The following is a 21,039-nucleotide window of genomic DNA, read 5'->3' on the forward strand; positions in this document are numbered from 1 at the left end:
TATGAAATTTTTATTTTTCAAAAAGATTTTTTCCCACTTTAAACTTACACACAAACAAAAAGCCAATGCACTGCTCCCAATTGACATTTACACTTGAATTATCCATGGATTAAGTGAGTTTTTTGGAACTTTAATACTTAGTTTAGGACTTGCCGGATTAAGTATTAATGTTTCTGGTCATACTGTTGAAAAATGAGCTTTATTAAGTAATGGAATTGTTGGTTTTTTCACTGGATTTATTATTTTAGCTCTTTGTTTATTAATTTTCTTGCGTTGAAGTTGTGATCTTAATCCCATTGTAAGTATTACTCGATATTTAAAAGGATTACATAATGGATGATATACTTCATATAAAGTTTTTACCCAGTTTCTTGCTTCAATTGTGGCTGGAGCTATTATTTTCGTAATCGGATCTTCAATCAATCCTAATGGATTAGCAAACACTCCAATTGACGCTTATCAATCAGCTCAAAAAAACTTTTTAGTTGAAATTTCCACAATTAAACCCAGTCTAAATCTTGGGATTACAGTGATCTTTTTCACTGAATTATTGATGAGTTTAATTTTACTGTTTGGATATTTTTCACCCATAATTAAAGAAAAATATCGTGAATTTATGATTTTACTCCTTATCTCAATGTCTGTGTGACTTGGACTCTTGGGTGGATCAGTGGCAATGAATCCAGCAAGGGGATTAGCTCAGCAATTACCAACACTCTTTCTATATACTAACTCAAACATTGCGGCAGATAAAATTATCAATAGTGTTGCTATTGCAACAGTGACCATGATTTTAGCTAATTTATTATCAAGCGTGGTTTATGTCATACTACAAGGATTTAATAACCATTATTTCAATCCATTTCTTCATAAAATCATTAAATTTAAAAACCACCATTCTAAATCATTAATTTCCAATAATGATTTAAAGAAATTAACTAATTCGGATAAAGAGCAAAAAAGTTAAGCTTTAAAGAAGGTACAAACCTTCTTTTTTGGCACTTTGCTATAATATAAAAACAAGGAAATTATGAGCGAGCAGATCAAGAATATTTTTCAAGAAAATATAATGTCAACAACATCATTTAGCAATAGCCAAAAAGCTACAATTTGAGCTCTTGTAGTTATTTCGCTATTACTTTTATTTGTTTTGTCAATTTACTTTTGGCGTAAATATAAACAAAATAAACGTCAAACCATTGGACTTAAATTCGAAGAGCAAGTAGATAATTTAATCAAAGATCTCACTAAAAATAGTTCCTTTACTCATGTTAGTGGGGGAGTATATAGTTATAATTCAATCATGTATGAAATTGATGGCTTATTAGTTAGTGATTCGTTAATTGTAGTACTTGAGTATAAAGCTTTCAATGGAACTATGTCAGGTGATGGAGCAAGCGAACTTATTGAACTTAGTTCTAAAAACAACCGAAAAATGAAGTTTAAAAATCCAATCTTGCAAAACGAAAAACATATTCAACATATTTGAAACACGATTGGTCAAAAAGTACCTGCCGCTTCATTAATTGTCTTTCCTGATAATTTAAAGTTTAAAATTCATAACCTTGAAGAACATGTTATTTTAAGTAATTTATCAAACTTAAAAACTAATTTAGCCATGCTTGAACACACCGTTCAAAAATTAGCACCAGTCACAACCAAAAGCACCATTCTTTATGCTTTAAAAATGACCAAAACTAAAACAAGTGCTGAAAATGCAAAATTTAATCAAATCATCAATAAGGAGAAAAATGTCTAATTTTGAATCAGCTATACAAGTAGTAGCAAAGGAATTAAATATTACCCCAAATCAAGTTCAAATTGTTTTGGATATGCTTGCAAACGGAGACACAGTTGCTTTTATTTCCCGTTATCGTAAAGATGCCACTGGTGGACTCAGTGATGAACAAATTTATAAAATTGAAGATTTACATAAATACCAAAGTGAGCTATTTAAGCGTAAAGAAGCAATTTTAAAAATATTAGATGAAAAAAATCTCCTTAGTGAAGATTTAAAAAATAACATTCTTCAAGCTCAAAGCAAAGCTGAACTTGAAGCAATTTATCAACCTTACAAAGAAGGTAAAATCACTAAGGCTACTGAAGCAATTGCTTTAGGAATTGAGCCATTAGCCAAAAAAATTCTTTTCAATAAAAATGTCAATTTTTCTCCAGAAAAAGAAGCACAAAAATATTTAAGCGATAAAGTCACTTCAATTGAACAAGCACTACAATTAGCTCAATACATCATTGCTCAAATTTTTTCTGAAGATTTACAATTGCGTAAAAAGTTTAAAGAAAGAATCGCTAATTATGGTTCAATCACTACCGTTAAAAATCCCAAAAGCGAAGATGAGAATGAAACCTTTAAAATTTATTATGCCTATAAAGTTCCAATTAAATTTATTAAAAATCATAATGTCATGGCAATTAATCGTGGGGTGGATAATAAAATTCTCAAATTAAGTTTTGAATATAATCAAGAATTCTTATTAAACGATATTTTATGAAAATATGATCGAGCTAAAATTAATCGTCAAATTATTTTAATTGTAGCTCAAGATAGTTTGAAAAGATTAATTCTACCAAGCTTAGAACGTGAAATTTTTAATGATCTTTTCGCTAAAGCTGAAAGCAATTCAATCATTTTGTTCTCAAATTTAGTGGAGAAAATTTTAAATGGCCCTTCAGTTTCAGGGCATAATATTATCGCAATTGATCCGGCTTTTGCAAATGGATGCAAATTAGCTTGTTTAAATCAAAATGGTGAGCTTTTAGATGAAGTAGTTAAAATTTTTCCACCCTTTGCCGCTAAATTTACATCAGCAAGAAACGTAGAAAATGCTGAGAAAATCACTTTAAATTTGATCAAAAAACACAGCATTAGCATCATTGTAATTGGAAATGGAACTGCATCGCGTGAAACTGAAAAATTTATTAGTGATTTAATTGCTCAATATCAATTAAACATTAAATATGCAATTGTCTCTGAAGTTGGGGCTAGTGTATATTCAGCAAGTAAGAGTGCTCGTGAGGAATTTCCTGATTTAGACGAACAACAACGTAGTGCCATTAATATTGGACGTAAATATTTGGATCCGTTAAATGAACTGATTAAAATTGATCCTAAATCATTAGGAGTTGGTCAATATCAACATGATGTGGATCAAAAAGAACTCCAACATTATTTGGATTTTAAGGTGCAAAAAGTTGTTTCTTCAATTGGAGTTGATCTAAATACTGCCACAAAAGAAATTCTCACTTATGTCCCAGGTTTATCAAATAAACATGCTCAAAATATTATTGAATATAAAAAAGAAAATGGAATTTTTAATAATCGAAATGAGCTGAAAAAAGTCAAAGGAATTGGCTCTAAAACGTTTGAGCAAGCAATTGGATTCTTGCGAATTTTCAACTCAAAAGAATTTTTAGATAAAACTTTTATTCACCCAGAATCATATACTTTAGCTAAACAAATTATTAGTGATTATCAACTAGAACCAAATGAAAACGGAATTGATGTTTCGCATTTGAACATAAACGAATTAATCCAACGTTATTCAAGCAATGTGTATCAACTTGAACTCATTTTAAACGCCCTTAGTTCACCAACTAAACTCATTCGGAACTCAAAAGATGGTTTTGTATTAAAAGATACCATAATTAATGATGAAGATATTCAGCCTCAAATGCAAATTCAAGGAACTGTTTCTAATGTGACTGATTTTGGATTATTCTTATACATTGGAGTTAAAACTAGTTTATTTATTCACAGTTCTAAACTTAATTTGAATAAAGATCAATCTCCAATTGATCTTTATTATCCAGGAATGATTTTAAATTGTATTATTGAAAATGTGGATTTAAAAAACAAAAAAATTTCAGGTATTTTAGCGAGCTAACGTTAACTTATTCCACGGACAAATACTCAAGTAGTATTTGTTTTTTACTATTATTTAGATTAATTTGAGATTTAATTTATATCATTTATTCGCTAAAATTGTGGAAAATGATATAATAAAATATATATATACTATAAAAGGACTGAATATGGCTCAAAATAAGAATAAAAACGATGAAGAAATTAAGTTATCTTTAGAAGAAGATAAAGAATATGAATATGAAGAAAACAATCGAGTTGTTTTTAGAAAAAAGCAAACTAAGTTAATTGAGGAAGAATTCGAAGAAGAAATTCCTCAAGCTAAAGAGCAATATCAAGTTCAATCACAAATACTTGAAGAACCAACTCTAAGTGTTGCACCCATTTCAATTGATTATGAAATGAACAATTCATTCTTAGAATATGCAATGAGCGTTATTGTTTCACGTGCTCTTCCTGATGCACGTGATGGGCTTAAACCAGTGCATCGTAGAATTTTATTTGACATGAGCGAACTTGGAATCACTCCCTCAAGTCAACACCGGAAAAGTGCTCGTATCGTTGGGGATGTGTTAGGAAAATTCCACCCACATGGTGATTCTTCAGTGTATGAAGCTATGGTTCGGATGGCACAAGATTTTTCAATGCGTTATCCACTAGTAGATGGTCATGGTAACTTTGGTTCAATTGATGGTGATGAAGCAGCAGCAATGCGTTATACTGAAGCTAGAATGTCTAAAGTTGCTGCTGAAATGCTTGAAGGAATTAAAAAAGACACTGTTGATTTTGTAGATAATTATGATGCTAGTGAAAAAGAGCCTGAAATTTTACCTTCAAGATTCCCTAACTTACTAGTTTCTGGAGCCACCGGAATTGCTGTTGGAATGGCCACAGAAATCCCACCACATAATTTAGGTGAAGCCATTGATGCCACTATTGCTTATGCTAAAAATAAAAATATTAGCACTAAAGAGTTAATGGAGTATATCAAAGGGCCAGATTTTCCAACAGGAGCTATTATTTTAGGAACTAAAGGTATTTATGATGCTTATGAAACTGGAAAAGGAAAAATTCCAGTTCGTTCAAAATGTGAAGTGCAAGAATTTTTAAACGGTAAATCAAAAATTATCGTTACAGAAATTCCATATGCCATTAAAAAATCAACCATTGTTCAAAAAATTTCTGAATTGCACAAGGACAAAGTCATTGAAGGGATTTCAGATTTACGGGACGAATCCAACCGTGAAGGAATTCGGATTGTAATTGATGTTAAAAAAGGAGTTAATCCACATATTTTACTCAATAAGCTATATCAAAAGTCATATTTACAAACCAATTTCAATGTTAATATGGTTGCTCTAGTTAACGGGGAGCCAAAATTATTAAATCTTAAAGATGCACTTGAAGTTTACTTGCAACACCAAAAAAGAGTGGTTACTCGTCGTTTACAATTTGATTTAAACAAAGCCCAAGAAAGAGTTCACATTCTTGATGGTTTAAAAATTGCTATTCAAAACATTCGTGAAGTAGTTGAGATTATTCAATCAAGTAAAACTGATGCTCAAGCTCAAGAACGTTTAGCACAGCGTTATGAATTAAGCGAAAAGCAAACTAAAGCTATTTTGGATATGTCACTTAGAAGACTAACCGGTCTTAATTATGAGAAAATGACTCAAGAAATTGATCAATTACGTCAAGAAATAACTTATCTTCAATCAATTTTAGAATCTGAAGAAAAATTAATTCAACTTATTATTGATGAGTTGAACCAAATCAAAGAGCAATTTAATGATGAGCGGAGAACCAAAATCGATTCTTCGGCTGTTGGTGTTATTTCGGATGAAGATCTTATCGCCGAAGAACAAATTGTCATTACCAGCAGTGTGAATGGATATGTCAAACGTGTTTCTTTATCTGAATATAATACTCAAAATCGTGGTGGAGTTGGTTCAATTAGCATGAAAACCTATAATGATGATGATATTAATACCATCATTCACACCAGCACACATACTGATTTATTATTATTTTCAAATAAAGGAAAAGCGTACAAAATTCGTGCTCACCAAATTCCTCAAGGATCAAAACAATCTAAAGGGATTCCATTTATTAACATCATTCAAAACTTAGATGTCCAAAATGGAGAAAAAATCATTTCAATGCTTGATGTGCCGGATTATAGCGAAAACACTTATTTAACAACCGTGACCAAAAAAGGAATCATCAAGAAAAGCCCGCTTATTTCATTTAATAATGTGCGGAGAAATGGACTTAATGCCTTTAAGCTTAATGAGGGAGATGAATTAGTTCGGGCATTTATTGCTTCAAATGATGATTACATTTTAATTGCTAATAATCAAAAAAGCATTGTAGTGTTCCGTGCTGATTCACTGCGTTCACTTGGTCGGGTTGCAATTGGTGTTAAAGCAATTCATCTCCAAGAAGATCAACACGTTATTTCAGCTTCATCAAGCTCAGATGGAGAGTACATTCTTTCACTCGGAAGTCAAGGATACGGTAAATTAACTAAGAGCGATGAATTTAGAATTACTAATCGTGGAGCTAAAGGAGTTGCTGGAATTAACTCAGATAAAGCTGGTCATTTAGTCTTTGCTCGTTTTGTTTCACTACAAGATGAGTTGATTATTATCACTACTAGCGGAAACACTATTCGAATTAAAATTAATCAAATTTCACTCACTTCACGTAATACCAAAGGGGTAAAAATAATTAACCTTAAAGAAGGTGATGAAATAGTTGCTGTTGATGTCATTAAATCAGAAGAATCAGAGCAAACACAAACTGAAAAAGAATAATATAACAAAAGCAGAAAAGCAGAACAAATGTTCTGCTTTTATTTTATTTAGGATCAATAATTAAATCAATCACATAATTTAATTGAGTTGGTTCTGGTTCTGTCATTAGCTTTTTTAAGAATTGGTTTAATTTATTGATCGAACTATAACCTTCAATATATGCATAATTTGTATTTTCTTTGGGTTTATAAATAAGCATAGTTAATGATTTAACTTTCTTATCTTGTTCTTTTTCCTTGAATTTATGGACATATTTTTCATAAGCACTTAATAATTGGTTTGTTTTTTGTGGATCAATATCTTTTTCAGATTTAACCTCTACAAAAAGCATATGATTTTCCTTAACTATTAATAATAAGTCTGGATAGCTTTTTTTAACATTTATATCATCATTATTTTCTAAATAACCATATGAAAATCCATTATAAACCTTATTTCTGGTTCATAAGGTAATCAATTCACGGAGTGTTCGATTATTTTCTAAAGTTTCTTTTAAAACTCTCATAAACTCTTTTTCTGGCTCAGAGTCTAATTTTAATTGATCGTTTTCATTAATCATATAAGGAAATCTTTGCTTTGTCTTTTCTGTTCCTTTTCCAAAAATGAATAGTTTTTCATCTGTCTCTAAGTTGAATTTTTGTTCAAAAGTTTCCGATATTTCAGCTCAATCAAGAACAAAAGAGTTTGAATCAGTTTGAGAAATTACTTTCTTTGCAATTTTCTTATATTCACCAATGATTAAAGGAAGGAATTCTTTATAGACTATATATTCAAACAATTCTAAGGTAAAATGTGCTTTTTGTATTTTAGGAGCAAACTGATTGTATAAATTTTTAAGACATTCTTTTTCAATTTCACTAAAATATTTTTTATTAATCACTCTTTGTTTGTTAATAAAAAGTCTTAGATCAATTTTATTATAAAGGTGAGAAGTAATATAAATTTTATTTTCGTTAGCACTGTTTTTGTAATTGCGCGATTCGCCAATTAAAAAACCATTTCTTCGGTATTCTTCTTCATATTTTTCAAGATAAATTTTAGTTTCGTTAAATTTAATAATATTACTTACTTTTTGTAAATATTTTTCTTTATCAAAAGCCTTAGTTAAGACTTGTACTTCAATTTTTCCGTATGGAATTTTATAATTTAATTTTTTAATATCGTCTCTAATTTTTCAAATTGCTAATTCATCAATGTTTGTTTTTGAATAATTTGAATAGAGAAAATATTTATTAGCAATATGTTCATCATGTAGCTTAGTTTTAGGAATTGGATTGCGCTTAATTCTTCCAATGGTTTGAATGTTTAAAATATCTGATGAAACCTTTCTAAGTTGAACAAGCATACAAGCACGAGGAATATCCCACCCAGTTGCTGGACCGACCTTAAAGAAGATAACATCTATTGCTGAGCTATTTGCTGATAAATTTTTTAAATCTATTTTTTCATGAATACTAGATGAAGTTTTGGAATAATCAAAATAAGTTGCTCAACTTAACCCAAATTCTTCAACTATTCTTTTGTATTTTTCAACATTCTGTTCAAGCTCTAAATCCTCTTTTTTATCCTTTCCGTTACTTTTACTTCTGATTTGTATTAGCATAGCCGGATTTATTCCTAAGAGCTCTTTGTATTTTTTAGTGTTGCCATATTCCTTTTTAATTTCTTTAAATTGTTGACAAGCAGCTTTTAAAATATCAACATCATCCAAAGTATATCCGCCTCCAATTTTTTCGTTGAATAAAGCCTGCTTTTTTAAAAGTTGCATTTCTTTATCGTTATATAAACTTAACTCAGTTATTTCAACTACTTTATCAGTTTTTATCGGAGTTGCGGTCATGTGAATTGAGAAAAAAGCGGCATTGTTAACTAGGTTTTCAAAATTTGCTAAATCTTGATCTTTATTGTTTCTTTCATCAGCACCAATGTGGGCTTCATCACGGATGTATATTAGTTTAATATTATCGTCATTTTTAATCGAATCAATCATCCTATTAATTACATCTTCTTGGTAAAAAATAGTTCCTTTCCCAAAGGAAGATTTACCAACAATCATCACATCATATTTTTCATATAATATGTTGTTGCTTCGGTCTTTTTTAGCTTTGTTATTTTGATTTGAAGGAGATTCAATATGTTGAATTTTCATATTGTTATTTCAAAGTGATGATTTATATTCGTTAAGTTTATAGGCAAACTGCTTAGGTAATTCAGCTGATGAAATAGTTGCAATTAGAAATAACAATTTTTCACCTGTGTCCTTATGAGCTTCAATCATTTGATCAATGACATTTGCAATCATAAATGTTTTCCCACTTCCAGTTGGGGCTTTAAAACTTATTTTTTTATATTCTTCGTCTTCATATTGTTCATCAAGACGCTTTTGTCAAAAATTAAAAATTTTATCAACAGCTTCCTTTTGAACTTCTGATAATTCTAACTTCATTTTCTTATTCTCCTAATGCTTTTAGTGATCTTAATTTAGATAGGATTTTATTGGTAGAAACGTTAACATTCAATATACCAAAATCATTAAGCATTTGATTAACTTCATCAATCAAACTATCTAGATCTTGATCATTATCTATTTTCAGATTTTTATATTTAATTCGATAAACATCTAAATTCGAATTAAATACTTCATTTTTCTTATTTTTTATTCAAGGAAAATTTTCATTATTTGTTCCTTTACCTTTGTTTATTCGGTAAAGTCTTTCGTAGGTAATTTTTTCTCCAATTTTATTTTCATTATTAGTCACTAGTGTATAAGTTCTTGAGCCACCATCTTTTTTATTCAATGCTAAAACAGCATGTCCTGTTGTTCCTGATCCAGCATAAAAATCCAATATTCTTGATGTTTCCAGAGAAAATATGTTTATTAAATATTCAAGTAGTTTTAGTGATTTAGGGTATTGAAAAAGTCTATTATTTAAAATACTAGTAAGAACTACGGTTCCGTCTTGTGCACTTCCTGTTTTATTTTTGTCAATCAAAAATGTTTTTAAATATTCTATATTAAATAACTTTATGAAGTCTAAATCCCAATTTCCATCCAGACTACTATCAACTCTTTCATCATATATAATCGAAACAGGAGATATCCCCTCTTTAACTTCAGAAAGAAACCTTTTTAATCTTAAAGTGGTTTGGCCAACTAATATTCTGTTATCAGCTATTAAATCCATCATTTTATTTTTTGTATGAAGTCAGCTTTTGTCTTTACCCGGTGTATAAGTTTTGCCATTAACAACAATTTCATAATCTGTACTTTTTCTGTATGTTGGTGATGTAACTTGACAATCTACTCACGGCCCTCTTGGGTCGTTGTCTTTATTTTGGTACTGAGCTAATTGATTTTCGGTTCTTTCTGTTAATTTAATATTAATATTTTGGATATCTCTAGCATAAGCAACGATATATTCGTGATTGATTGTAATTGATTTTTTATCGTTTTTAGGTGCCTTGCTTTTGGCAAATATAAAATTAGCAATGAAATTTTCCTCACCAAATATTTCGTCCATTAAAACTTTTAAATAAGCGTGTTCATTATCGTCTATTGATACTAAAATAACACCCTGCTCAGTGAGTAAATTTTTAGCTAATTCAAGTCGTTCACTCATCATATTTAATCAACCATTTCGGCTGAATTTATCACGGTAAACAAATTTTTTAGCCTTGAATTTTTCATTATGATCTGCAACTCTGTTTCCTTCTTTTGCAGAACTTTCAGTATTATACGGAGGATCGATATAAATTACATCATAACCGAAGTTATTCTCTCTCTCTCTCTCTCTGCTTCTATAAAAATTAGATTTTTAAGAGCGTCATAATTTTCACCAATAATTAAAGTATTTTTATTTTGATTTTTATTATTTTCAAAAGAAAGTTTTTTGTCTTTTTTTAAATAAGACACTGTATCTACCTTAGTTGTTGGTGCTGCATCAAAAGTAAACCCGATTTTGACTCTTTGGATCAATAATTGATATACTTGTTGAATTAAAAATTCATTTGCATTTTCTTGTTGAGAAATTGCTAATAAAATTTCCTTAATTAATTCTTTTTGATCATCATTTAAATTACTCTTGGCAATTTCGTTTATTTTGCCTTGGTAATGTTTTAATAATTCTTGTAAATTATTCATTAGTCCTCCATAAATATAACATTTAAATTATACTTATTTCGAATCTAAATCTTTATCATTCTCTAAAGCCCTTAGCGATCTTAATTTAGATAAGATTTTAGTTATATCAATTGTATCTGTTGGTATATTAAAATCAATAAGCATTTGTTTGACATCATTTAATAACTTATCGAGGTCTTCTTTCTTGTTTATGGCCATGTTTTTATATTTAATTTGATAAACATTTAAATTTGATTTGTATGGATTATTTTCCTCAGCTCAATCTATTTTTCTTTTTTTCTTAGAATCAGTTCCGTAATTTATTCTATAAAGTCGCTCATGAGTTACATTTGTACCGATTTTATTTTCATTATTAGTCACTAGTGTATAAGTTCTTGAGCCACCATCTTTTTTATTCAAATCTAAAACAGCGTGTCCAGTTGTTCCTGATCCAGCATAAAAATCGAGAACTTTAGCATTATTTTTAGTATGTAAATTTATTAAATACGAAATTAAATCTACAGGTTTAGGATTAGAAAAAACTGATTTGGCATTATTTGGGAAAATAGATCTTAATAATATAGTCCCTTTTGAATTGGAAGTGAAACTAATCATATCTCTAGGTTTTACAAGTTTATGAGGTTCTTCTTGAGCCAAAACAAAATCTTTTTTGTATATTTTTCACCCATTGTTTGTTTTTTTAAATTTTATTAACTCATTTTCTATTAACTCTTGAAGTTTTTTATCAGCAACTTTTCATCTTCCAAGTTTTCCTCGATATAATCTAGCGATTATCGGGACAAAACCTTTATCAATTAATTCTTGATTAAAACTATAGATTTCTTGAGTTGAATTTTCATTTAAGTTTTCTTTATCATAGTCATGTCTAATTACAGCTTTTTCTGTTTTTTCATTGTAATAAACTACATAACCTAAATTTGGGCGATCAGTTAAAAAAGATTCATCCCCACCCTTTTCCAACTGGCTTCCATCTTTTTCGTATCGATTGTATTTAGCGTTATATTTTCAATCGAGTATATCAATTGGCTTTTTAAGCAAATTTACTTCAAATGCATTTTTGTTTTTGGCATAAAAAAGAATGAATTCAGTAGTTTCAGCAATATGTTTTTTATCATTAGAACCGCTAGGTTTTTTAATGAAAAATAAGTTACTAATGAAATTTTCTTCACCAAATATTTCATCCATTAAAATTTTTAAATAGGCGTGTTCATTATCATCGATCGAGACAAAAATAATTCCTTCTTCATTAAGGAGCTCGTGAGCTAATTCTAAACGGTCTTTTAACATATTTAATCAACCGTTTCGGCTAAATTTATCACGATAGATAAATTTTTTTGCCTCAACAAATTCATTATGATCTGCAACTCTGTTTCCTTCTTTTGCAGAACTTTCAGTATTATACGGAGGATCAATATAAATTACATCATAACCAAAGTTACTCTCTCTCTCTCTCTCTCTCTCTCTCTGCTTCTATAAAAATTAGGTTTTTGAGAGCGTCATAATTTTCACCAATAATTAAGCTGTGAGTATTTTTTTCTTTATCTATATTAAAAGATAGCTTTTTATCTTTTTGTAGGTATGCGATTGTATCCACCTTAGTTGTTGGAGCAACATCAAAAGTAAAACCAATTTTAATTCTTTGAATCAGTAATTGAAATAATTGTTGAATTAAATATTCACTTACATTTTCTTTTTGTGAAATTATTGACAAAATTTCTTTAATTAATTCTTTTTGATCTTGATTTAAATTGCTTTTCGCAATTTCATCAACTTGTTTTTGGTATGTTTTTACCAAATCTTGTAAATTATTCATTAATCCTCCATAAAAATTAATTATAAAAATTATACTTATTTAATTGTGCTGATAATCATTTTTAATACACTATTTAACAAAAAAGAAAAAATAGCTTTTGCAGCTATTTTTCATTCTTTTGATTAAGAATAACTTCAACAATTCTTCTTAAAGTAGTACTTTCACTTTCAGGAGTTTTTAAAAAATTAGCTAATGTTTCAATTGAACTATAACCTTTTACTTGAATAAATGATTTGGTAATTGGATAACAAACTAACATTGTTAGCGATTGATTTAAATTATATTCAGGGAACAAATTCATTTTTTCTTGTTTAATAAAACTTTGAACATATTTTTTATAAGCATTTAATAAATAATCGGTTTTTTGCTCATCAATGTCATTTTGATATGCTTTAATTTCAATAATTACAATATGAACTTGATTAATAATAAGATATAAATCGGGAAAACTTTGTTTTAGTTGCACGATATTATCATGTTGATTTTTAGCAAGATATTCATAACTTACGCCAATTGACGAATCGTTTCGATTTCATAAAGTCAAATTTTTTCCAGGATTATTTTTAAAATTTAATCAGCTTTTTAAATGTTCTAAAAACATTTTTTCACTAGCAGAATCCAGCAATAAGTTTTTATGTTTTTTAGGATCATAAGCAAATTTTAATTCCATATTACCTTTAATAGGATATTTATTTTGATTTTCTGCTTTATAAATTTGCACAAAATTTTCCGGAATTTCTTTAATATCAATTGAGTATTGACCCTCAATATTTGTGTTTTTATGATAATGTTTAGCCTTTTCAATGATTAAGTTAAGTAATTTTTTATAAACAATATATTCAAAAAGGTCCTGTGAAAAATATTCTTCATTAATTATCGAGGATATTTGAGCAAAACGCTTGTAAAGATAATTTTCTCCTAGTGGCACAAAATATTTTTTATTAATCTCTCTAAGTTCATTAACAAACAGCCTTAGTTCAATTTTGTTATAAATTTTTGAATCAATATATGGAACTCGCTCGGTTTTAGATTTTATAAAAACACCCTCTCGCCCAATTAAAAATTGATTGCTTTCGTAATATTGATCTAATTCTGCCAATGCTGTTTTAATCTTTTTAATGCTGATAATTTCATTCAAATATTTTTCATAATTAACCTTATCAAAGTTACTGATAACTTTTTTTGTTTCAACTCTTCCGGTAAATATTTTGTATTGATATTTCTTGACTTCTTCTTTGAGTTTTCAATAAAAAATACTTTGGTTAATTTTGCTATCAACATTTGAATAAATAAAATAATCATTACCAATACTATTAATAGGTAATTGGCCATTAGGATTTGGATTACGTTTAATTCTTCCAATGGTTTGGGTATTAAGAGTGCTCGAAAAAATTTTTCTCAACTGAACAAGCATGCAAGCACGTGGAATATCTCATCCAGTTGCAGGACCAACTTTAAATAAAATTACATCAATACTTGAATTATTTGCTGATAAGTTTTTTAAAGTTATTTCTTCTCTGCTCTTGGTTGAGTATTTGGAATCGCTAAAGTATGTTGCTCATTGTAAACCTTCGCTTTCGATAATTTGAATATATTTATTAATATTTTGTTGTAATTCTTCATCTATTTCTGAATCTGAATCATTCTTTTTATTTCTAATTTGAATCAGCATAGCCGGATTAATACCGACTAATTTTTCTTCTTTTTTAGATCCGTATTGCTTTTTAATTTCTTTAAATTTTTGACAAGCTTTTCTTAATAGTTTTTCATCATCAACGTCATCAGAAGTATCTAAGTTAACATTAAAATGAAGACGTCTTTTTAATAATTGCAAACTATCATCTCTTAATAAAGCTTCTTCAGTAATTTCGACTAAATTTTCGTCATCTTGTGGAGTCGCAGTCATTTGGATTGAAAAAGAAGCAATTGAATTAACTGAATCTTCAAAATTCTTGCTAATTTCTTCATCATTTGTTATTTTCTTTTTCTTAGCGCTTCTTTTCTTTATTGTTCCAATATGGGCCTCATCACGAATATAAATTAATTCAACTTCATCATCATTTTTAATCGAATTTAACATACCGTCTAAAATCCCATAATCTGTGAAGATTCTGCCTTCTCCAAAAGAAGATTTTCCAACAATCATCACATCACAATTTTTGTAGGTTAAATTAAAATTATAATCTTTGTTACTTTTAGTCTCCGATTTTGAAGGCGATTGAATATTTACAATACTTAAATTATCATTAACTAAACCGATTTTATATTCTTCAAGTTTATTAGCAAATTGTAAAGGCAGTTCAGCTGAAGAAAGAGTTGCAATTAAGAAGAAAATTTTTTTATCATTATGATTGTTGATTAAAATTTTATCTATTAATTTAGCAATCATAAAGGTTTTACCGCTTCCTGTTGGAGCTTTAAAAATTACTTTTCTATTTTTAGGATCTTGATGTCTGTTTTTTCAAAAATGATAGATTTGATCTACTGCTTCACGCTGGACTTTCGATAGAATAAAGCTCATTTTTTATTCTCCCATCGCTTTTAATGATCTTAATTTGGCTAATATTTTATCACTTGTCAGAGAGTTATTTTTAATTCCAAAATTATTGAGCATTTGATTAACTTCATTAAGTAAGTCATCAAGTTGTTTATTACTTTTTATACTCATGTTTTTATATTCAATATCATAAACATCAAGTGTTGAATTAAAAGCATTATTTTTCTCAATTCAATCAAATTCTTCTTTGATTTTTGAACCCTCTCCTTTATTTATTCGATAAAGTCTCTCATATGTTATATTCTTTGCAATCTTGTTTTCGTTATTTGTTACAAGTGTATAACTTCTATTTCCTCCATCTTGTCTATTTAGTTCTAAGACAGCATGTCCAGTTGTTCCTGATCCAGCATAAAAATCCAATATTCTTGAATTTTCAAGTGAAAAAATATTAATTAAATATATTAGTAATTTAACTGACTTAGGAAACAAGAACTTTTTAGTTCCTAAAATACTAGAAAGAATTCTTGTGCCTTCTGTAGAACTTCCATGTTCTTGTGGATTTATTAAGAAACTTTCCAAAAATAATTCAGGCAGTATTCTAAAAATATCTATATCCAAATTATTATCTTTACCATTGTTTAATTGATTATCAAAAATTGTTGAAATAGGATTTACTCCAGATTTAGATTCGTTCAAAAATATTTTTTTAAATAATTTATCGCCTTTTGCACCTATTCTATTTTCCTTAATCATCTCAAGCATTTTGTCCTTGGTGTATGATCAAGAATAGTTTTTTTCTAAATAGTAGGTTTTACCGTTAAAATCAACTGGATAATGGTTTTCTTTGTTAAATGTTGGAGTGATTATATACCCCTTAGCTCAGCTCCCTCTTGGATCATTATCTTGATTTTTAAATTGTTTCAATCTTTCTTCTTTTCTTTCATTTAGTTTGATGTTAATATTTTTAATATTCTTCGCATAACAAACAATATATTCATGGTTTATTGAAATTCAGGCTTTTGCTGAATTATTATTCGGTCCAGAAGTTTTTGCAAACACAAAGTTTGTTAGAAAGTTTTCTTCTCCAAAAATTTCATCCATTAAAACTTTTAAATATGCTTGCTCATTGTCGTCAATTGAGACCAAAATAACTCCTTGATTACTAAGAAGTTTTTTAGCAATTTCTAAACGCTCTTTAAGCATGTTTAATCAACCGTTTCGACTAAATTTATCACGGTAGATAAACTTTTTAGCATCAATTTTTTCTTTATCATCTGCAATTCGATTTCCTTCAAATGCAGATCTTTCAGTATTATACGGAGGATCGATATAAATTACATCATAACCGTAATTACTCTCTCTCTCTCTCTCTCTCTCTCTGCTTCTATAAAAAGAAGGTTTTTGAGAGCATCAAAATTTTCTCCGATTATCAGAGTATTTTGTGTCGAATTTTCGCTACCTTTAAAAGAAAGTTCTTTGTTTTTCTTAAGGTAAGAAATTGTATCTACTTTAGTTGTCGGAGCAGCATCAAAAGTAAAACCAATTTTTACTCTTTGAATCAATAATTGATATACTTGTTGAATTATAGCTTCGTCAGCATTTTCATTATTTGCAACATCTATTAGAATTTGTTTGATGAGATCTTTTTGATCATCGTTTAAATTGCTTTTAACAATCTCATCAATTCTTTGATGGTAATTTTTTACCACATCTTGTAAATTATTCATTAATCCTCCATAAAAAATATTAAAAAAATTATACTTATTTCATCAACTAGATAATAGTTTTTTAGCGAAAATTATCGAGAAAAAGAAAAAAATGGCGTTTAAGCCACTTATTTATCTTATGTTTTCAAGTATATCAATTTCGCTTTGAGTTAAAAAACGATATTCTCCTAATTCAAGATTTGGGTCTAATTCAATCCCAGCAAACGAGACTCGTTTTAAAAAAGTTACTTGTTTCCCAATTGTTTTAAACATTAGTTTGACTTGATGAAATTTTCCTTGATCAATTGTTAAATAACAAGTATTATTAACAATTTTTGTTAGAAAACCTTTAACTAAATTTCCTTTTGATATTTGTACACCTTGTTCAAATATTTTTGGATCAATATCTTCTAATGTATTGTTGACTTCCACATAATAAGTTTTTTCAACATGGTTTTTCGGAGCTAAAAGTTTATGGCCAAGCATTCCATTATTAGATAAAATAATCAATCCTTGAGTATCCTTATCCAAACGCCCTCAAATGTGAAGATCTTTTTTAGGTAAATTATCAGCAATTAGATCAAGAATAACTTTTTGCTTTTTATCAAAATTAGCACTTAAATAATTGCTGGGTTTATTAAGCATAATATAAATATGTTTAATAATTTTTAGTTTTTGATTATTAATGTAAATTTGATCGTTTGAATTAATTTTTTGCCCAATTTTAGCCATTTGACCATTTACTAATATTTTTCCTTGTGAAATTAAGTGCTTAATTTCACTTCGAGAATAATTGCTATTTTGTGAAATAATTTTTTCAATTCTATTCATTGCTCCCTAACATTTGATTTAAAAGTTTTTGTAATTTTTGAGCTTGTGAATTATTATCAGTAAACTTGAAAAAACTAATTAATTCACTTAAAATTCAAATCTTTTTGGCTTCATTGTTAAATTCACCAAAATTAATTTCTAAATTATAATGAGCTCAAAATTTGACATATAAAGCAAATAAAAGATCTTTTCCTTGTAAAGAATCAAGATTTAAGTCTTGAAAATACGAACTAATAAAGTTAATACCCGATTCTAAAACCGGAACTGGATTCAAGCTGGCTTGAATCATTTGAAAAAAACTTTTTCCTGCACTGGTTAATATTTTTAGATCTAATTGACCTATTGAAATAGTTTGTTGGTTAACAAACTCTTGATCTTTAATGAGCTCTTGAGCTACTTCGTAAAAAGTAGATTCAATAAACGGTTCAATATTATCTTTGAATTTAAATTGATCTTTTAATAAATTAGCTTGTTGACTAATGTTTGTAGCATTAAGTTTGACTAAATCATTAGAATAAGCTTGGTGTTTAAGTAGAGTATCAAGGTTAATGATTTTTTGACCATTATATTTAAGTAAGCAAACTTGACATGGAACTTTTTGCTTGGTTTTTACATAATGAGTATGATTTAACGGAATTGGTTTAAAACCACTCATGTGATATGTTTTGACATAATATGCCGGCAAAGTTGAATTTTTAACCGCTCATTGCACTTTAATATCAGCTGATCCAAAACCAGGATTTTGAATTACTTCAGCTACTCTTGAAATTAAAGTAGTGTTTGAAACTGGATCATATATTTGAGCTCCAATTAGTTTTTCTAAACAATCTAAGGCTTCAGATGTATAATCAGTCAGTTTATCATCTGGTTTTAAAAACTCAATTTTAGGGAGTTGTTCATTTAACGAAGTTTTGTTGAGAATTTGGACAATTTTGTTTGTTTCTTTAAACTCAGATTCTTTATTTGAGGTACTTGAGCACGCAACACTTAACAAAACACTTGATAAAAGTGTGCCTGGCAAAATTAAGTGTTTTGTTAATCTTTTCATAATTATTATTTTATATCTTAATTTGGGAATACTCAAACTAAAAACGCATCTTTAATGATGCGTTTTCATATTACTATCTAAAAATAAAGGATAAATTTTGGATCAGCTTAAATTGGTGAAAAAAATAAAAAACTAAAAAAAATTCAAGTTAAGTTTACCAAAATTACTTTATCTTGCGAGTGTCTATTTTCAACACACTACACTTTTATTAAAAAGTTTTATTTAATTATTTCAAATTATTTATTATCTGATTTAGAAAGGTTAAAATGGGTATATATGCAAAAAATTCATCAACCATATATTGAAAGGAGTTATGAACAACGCAAAAGCATAACAGGAGAAAATTAACTATTCAATTTTAAAAATATAAAAATTAATAAAGGAAATTACAAAAATAAATAATTAAATAAAACAACACATTTTATATTTTAGACTTAGCAAATTTTACAAAAAGAACCCGAACGGAAAAATGAAAAACTTTAAACTCTACAAAAAAGAAAGAGGACCGTACCTATAAAAATTGGACAGAATAATACATTAAATCATTATAAAAGAAAAGGATAAATATGAATAAATGTATTTTATATATAAAAAAATAAAATTAAGAGTATATTTAAATGCAAACCTTGAAATAATTAAAAATAGAACGAATTAATAAAAAAGATAGTAGACAATCATATTATTGTCAATAAAATTATATCTAATTTTACTTAAAGGGAATCAAAACGATAATTTCATAAATTATTTTATGAATTATAAAATGCTTAATTGATTTGATAATTAAATTTATCAGCAAGTAAAAATTATATCCACATTTATTCTATATGAATAATTTTTATAGCTTGCTTTAATATTCAACAACAGAAAAAAAATATAACACATCCAAAGAAGTGTTATATTCAATTTTTGATTATTTTTTAAGTAATTCAAACATATTTTTTTTGTAAACTTCTACACCAGGTTGATTAAATGGATTAACCCCAAGTAAGTAAGCACTCATTGTGACTGCCCGTTCAAAAAAGATAAATAATGCTCCAAGAGTTTGCTCACTAAAATCTTTAATAGTTAAGTGTAAATTTGGAACATTTCCAACATTTGCGTGGGCACAAATTGTGGCTTGAAGAACAGTATTGTTAATACTATGTAAATCTTTATCATTTAAATATCCGAGTTTGTCAGGGTCGTTAAAGTCCTGTTGCAATGTGATGTTTTGATGCGAATCTTGTACAGAAACAACAGTTTCAAATAAAATTTTGCTTCCATCTTGCACCATTTGTCCAATTGAGTGTAAATCAGTTGAATATAGTGCCGAAGCCGGCCAAAGACCCTTACCGTCTTTACCTTCGCTTTCACCAAATAATTGTTTTCATCATTCGGTAAAATATTGTAATTTAGGTTCATATGAAACAAATAATTCCACCATATATTTTTGTTTAACATGAAGATAATATCTCAATGCAGCATATAAATATGCTGGATTTTGGCTAATTAAATCACTATTTAATTGTTCATTAGTTTCAGATGCTCCTTGGAGTATTTGCTCAACATTAATTCCGGCACAAACAAATGGAAATAATCCAACAGCTGTAAGTACTGAAAAACGTCCACCAACATCATCTGGAACAATCAATTTCATGTACCCTTTTTGAGTTGCGAGTTCATTAAGCAACCCTTTGTCTTTATCAGTGGTAGCAACAATTAAATTTGCAGCTTCTTCAATTGGAAGATTTTGCTTTTTAATTTGTGCTTCAAGTAGCATACGAAATTCTCTAAAAGCTACTGAAGGTTCAAGAGTGGTTCCTGATTTGGAAATAACATTAATTGCAAATTTTTTGTCTTTAACATAATTTAGTTTAGACACTAATGCACTGGCAGAAAGATCATTACCAGCAAATAATAGCTCCATACGTGGTTTTTTATTTGCATATGGACCATAAATAAATTCATATCCGGTTTTAGCTCCTAAATATGAACCCCCAATTCCTATTACTACAACAACTTCAACTCCGCTTTTTTCTCATTGAGCTGCCTTTTGGTGCATGAGTTCTACTTCGGTTTTACCATAATTACTTGGTAAATCATACCAACCAAGTCATTCTTTTTCTGCAACAGTTTTGTGTTTAACGTCATGATGAATTTGTGAAATTTTTGCTTGCAAAAAACTCAATTCACTACTTGCGTTTTTTAAAGCATTTTCAGTATTTAAATTTAAATATTTTAAGCTCATTTAGCCTTCTTTCAGGTTTGGTTTTATTTAATATAATTATATTATACTTGTTAATCTTCAAGTACAGAGAATGACCTAAT

The 21,039-nt window shown here is 28.4% G+C and carries 15 protein-coding genes; 4 read left to right on the forward strand and 11 right to left on the reverse strand.

The window, feature by feature from the left end:
• The first annotated feature begins 1 nt into the window (after nucleotide 1).
• The 4 genes from NPA11_RS01190 to gyrA all read left to right on the forward strand — a co-directional run bounded on the left by NPA11_RS01190 (nucleotide 2) and on the right by gyrA (nucleotide 6,696).
• Nucleotides 2–967 carry an aquaporin gene (locus NPA11_RS01190; RefSeq protein WP_257043816.1) on the forward strand — a complete coding sequence of 322 codons (966 nt, stop codon included), beginning with the start codon at nucleotides 2–4 and terminating at the stop codon, nucleotides 965–967.
• Between the two features lie 102 nt (nucleotides 968–1,069).
• Nucleotides 1,070–1,759: a nuclease-related domain-containing protein gene (locus NPA11_RS01195; RefSeq protein WP_257043817.1), complete on the forward strand. Its 690-nt coding sequence runs from the start codon at nucleotides 1,070–1,072 to the stop codon at nucleotides 1,757–1,759.
• Nucleotides 1,752–3,902 carry a helix-hairpin-helix domain-containing protein gene (locus NPA11_RS01200; protein WP_257043818.1) on the forward strand — a complete coding sequence of 717 codons (2,151 nt, stop codon included), beginning with the start codon at nucleotides 1,752–1,754 and terminating at the stop codon, nucleotides 3,900–3,902. The genes NPA11_RS01195 and NPA11_RS01200 overlap by 8 nt, the downstream gene beginning before the upstream one ends.
• A gap of 148 nt (nucleotides 3,903–4,050) precedes the next feature.
• Nucleotides 4,051–6,696 (forward strand): DNA gyrase subunit A, encoded by a 2,646-nt coding sequence (gene gyrA / locus NPA11_RS01205; RefSeq protein WP_257043819.1) that lies wholly within the window; start codon nucleotides 4,051–4,053, stop codon nucleotides 6,694–6,696.
• A gap of 43 nt (nucleotides 6,697–6,739) precedes the next feature.
• On the opposite strand, the gene NPA11_RS01210 is transcribed toward gyrA, so the two are convergent.
• The 11 genes from NPA11_RS01210 to NPA11_RS01260 form a co-directional block, all read right to left on the reverse strand.
• Entirely contained in the window at nucleotides 6,740–9,142 is a 2,403-nt protein-coding gene (locus tag NPA11_RS01210) for a DEAD/DEAH box helicase family protein (protein ID WP_257043820.1), read from the reverse strand.
• Between the two features lie 4 nt (nucleotides 9,143–9,146).
• On the reverse strand, nucleotides 9,147–10,451 hold the full coding sequence (locus NPA11_RS01215) for a site-specific DNA-methyltransferase (protein ID WP_306429075.1): 1,305 nt from the start codon (nucleotides 10,449–10,451) through the stop codon (nucleotides 9,147–9,149).
• A complete protein-coding gene (locus NPA11_RS01220; protein ID WP_257043821.1) occupies nucleotides 10,451–10,837 on the reverse strand; it encodes a type III restriction endonuclease subunit M in 387 nt (128 codons plus the stop codon). Before NPA11_RS01220 ends, NPA11_RS01215 begins: the two co-directional genes overlap by 1 nt.
• A gap of 33 nt (nucleotides 10,838–10,870) precedes the next feature.
• Entirely contained in the window at nucleotides 10,871–12,256 is a 1,386-nt protein-coding gene (locus NPA11_RS01225; RefSeq protein ID WP_306429076.1) for a site-specific DNA-methyltransferase, read from the reverse strand.
• 16 nt (nucleotides 12,257–12,272) lie between these two features.
• Nucleotides 12,273–12,650 carry a type III restriction endonuclease subunit M gene (locus tag NPA11_RS01230; RefSeq protein WP_257043822.1) on the reverse strand — a complete coding sequence of 126 codons (378 nt, stop codon included), beginning with the start codon at nucleotides 12,648–12,650 and terminating at the stop codon, nucleotides 12,273–12,275.
• A gap of 103 nt (nucleotides 12,651–12,753) precedes the next feature.
• Nucleotides 12,754–15,171, reverse strand: a complete 2,418-nt coding sequence (locus NPA11_RS01235; RefSeq protein WP_257043823.1) for a DEAD/DEAH box helicase — start codon at nucleotides 15,169–15,171, stop codon at nucleotides 12,754–12,756.
• A gap of 3 nt (nucleotides 15,172–15,174) precedes the next feature.
• On the reverse strand, nucleotides 15,175–16,482 hold the full coding sequence (locus tag NPA11_RS01240) for a site-specific DNA-methyltransferase (RefSeq protein WP_306429077.1): 1,308 nt from the start codon (nucleotides 16,480–16,482) through the stop codon (nucleotides 15,175–15,177).
• A complete protein-coding gene (locus tag NPA11_RS01245) occupies nucleotides 16,482–16,874 on the reverse strand; it encodes a type III restriction endonuclease subunit M (protein ID WP_257043825.1) in 393 nt (130 codons plus the stop codon). Before NPA11_RS01245 ends, NPA11_RS01240 begins: the two co-directional genes overlap by 1 nt.
• Before the next feature lie 111 nt (nucleotides 16,875–16,985).
• Nucleotides 16,986–17,684, reverse strand: coding sequence for a pseudouridine synthase (locus NPA11_RS01250; protein ID WP_257043826.1), 699 nt, complete (start codon nucleotides 17,682–17,684; stop codon nucleotides 16,986–16,988).
• Nucleotides 17,677–18,732: a hypothetical protein gene (locus tag NPA11_RS01255; protein ID WP_257043827.1), complete on the reverse strand. Its 1,056-nt coding sequence runs from the start codon at nucleotides 18,730–18,732 to the stop codon at nucleotides 17,677–17,679. The genes NPA11_RS01250 and NPA11_RS01255 overlap by 8 nt, the downstream gene beginning before the upstream one ends.
• A 910-nt stretch (nucleotides 18,733–19,642) precedes the next feature.
• Nucleotides 19,643–20,959, reverse strand: coding sequence for a glucose-6-phosphate isomerase (locus tag NPA11_RS01260; protein WP_257043828.1), 1,317 nt, complete (start codon nucleotides 20,957–20,959; stop codon nucleotides 19,643–19,645).
• Between the last annotated feature and the right edge of the window lie 80 nt (nucleotides 20,960–21,039).

The sequence above is a fragment of the Mycoplasma sp. 1578d genome (assembly GCF_024582695.1).
GTDB lineage: Bacteria > Bacillota_I > Bacilli_A > Mycoplasmatales > Metamycoplasmataceae > Mycoplasmopsis.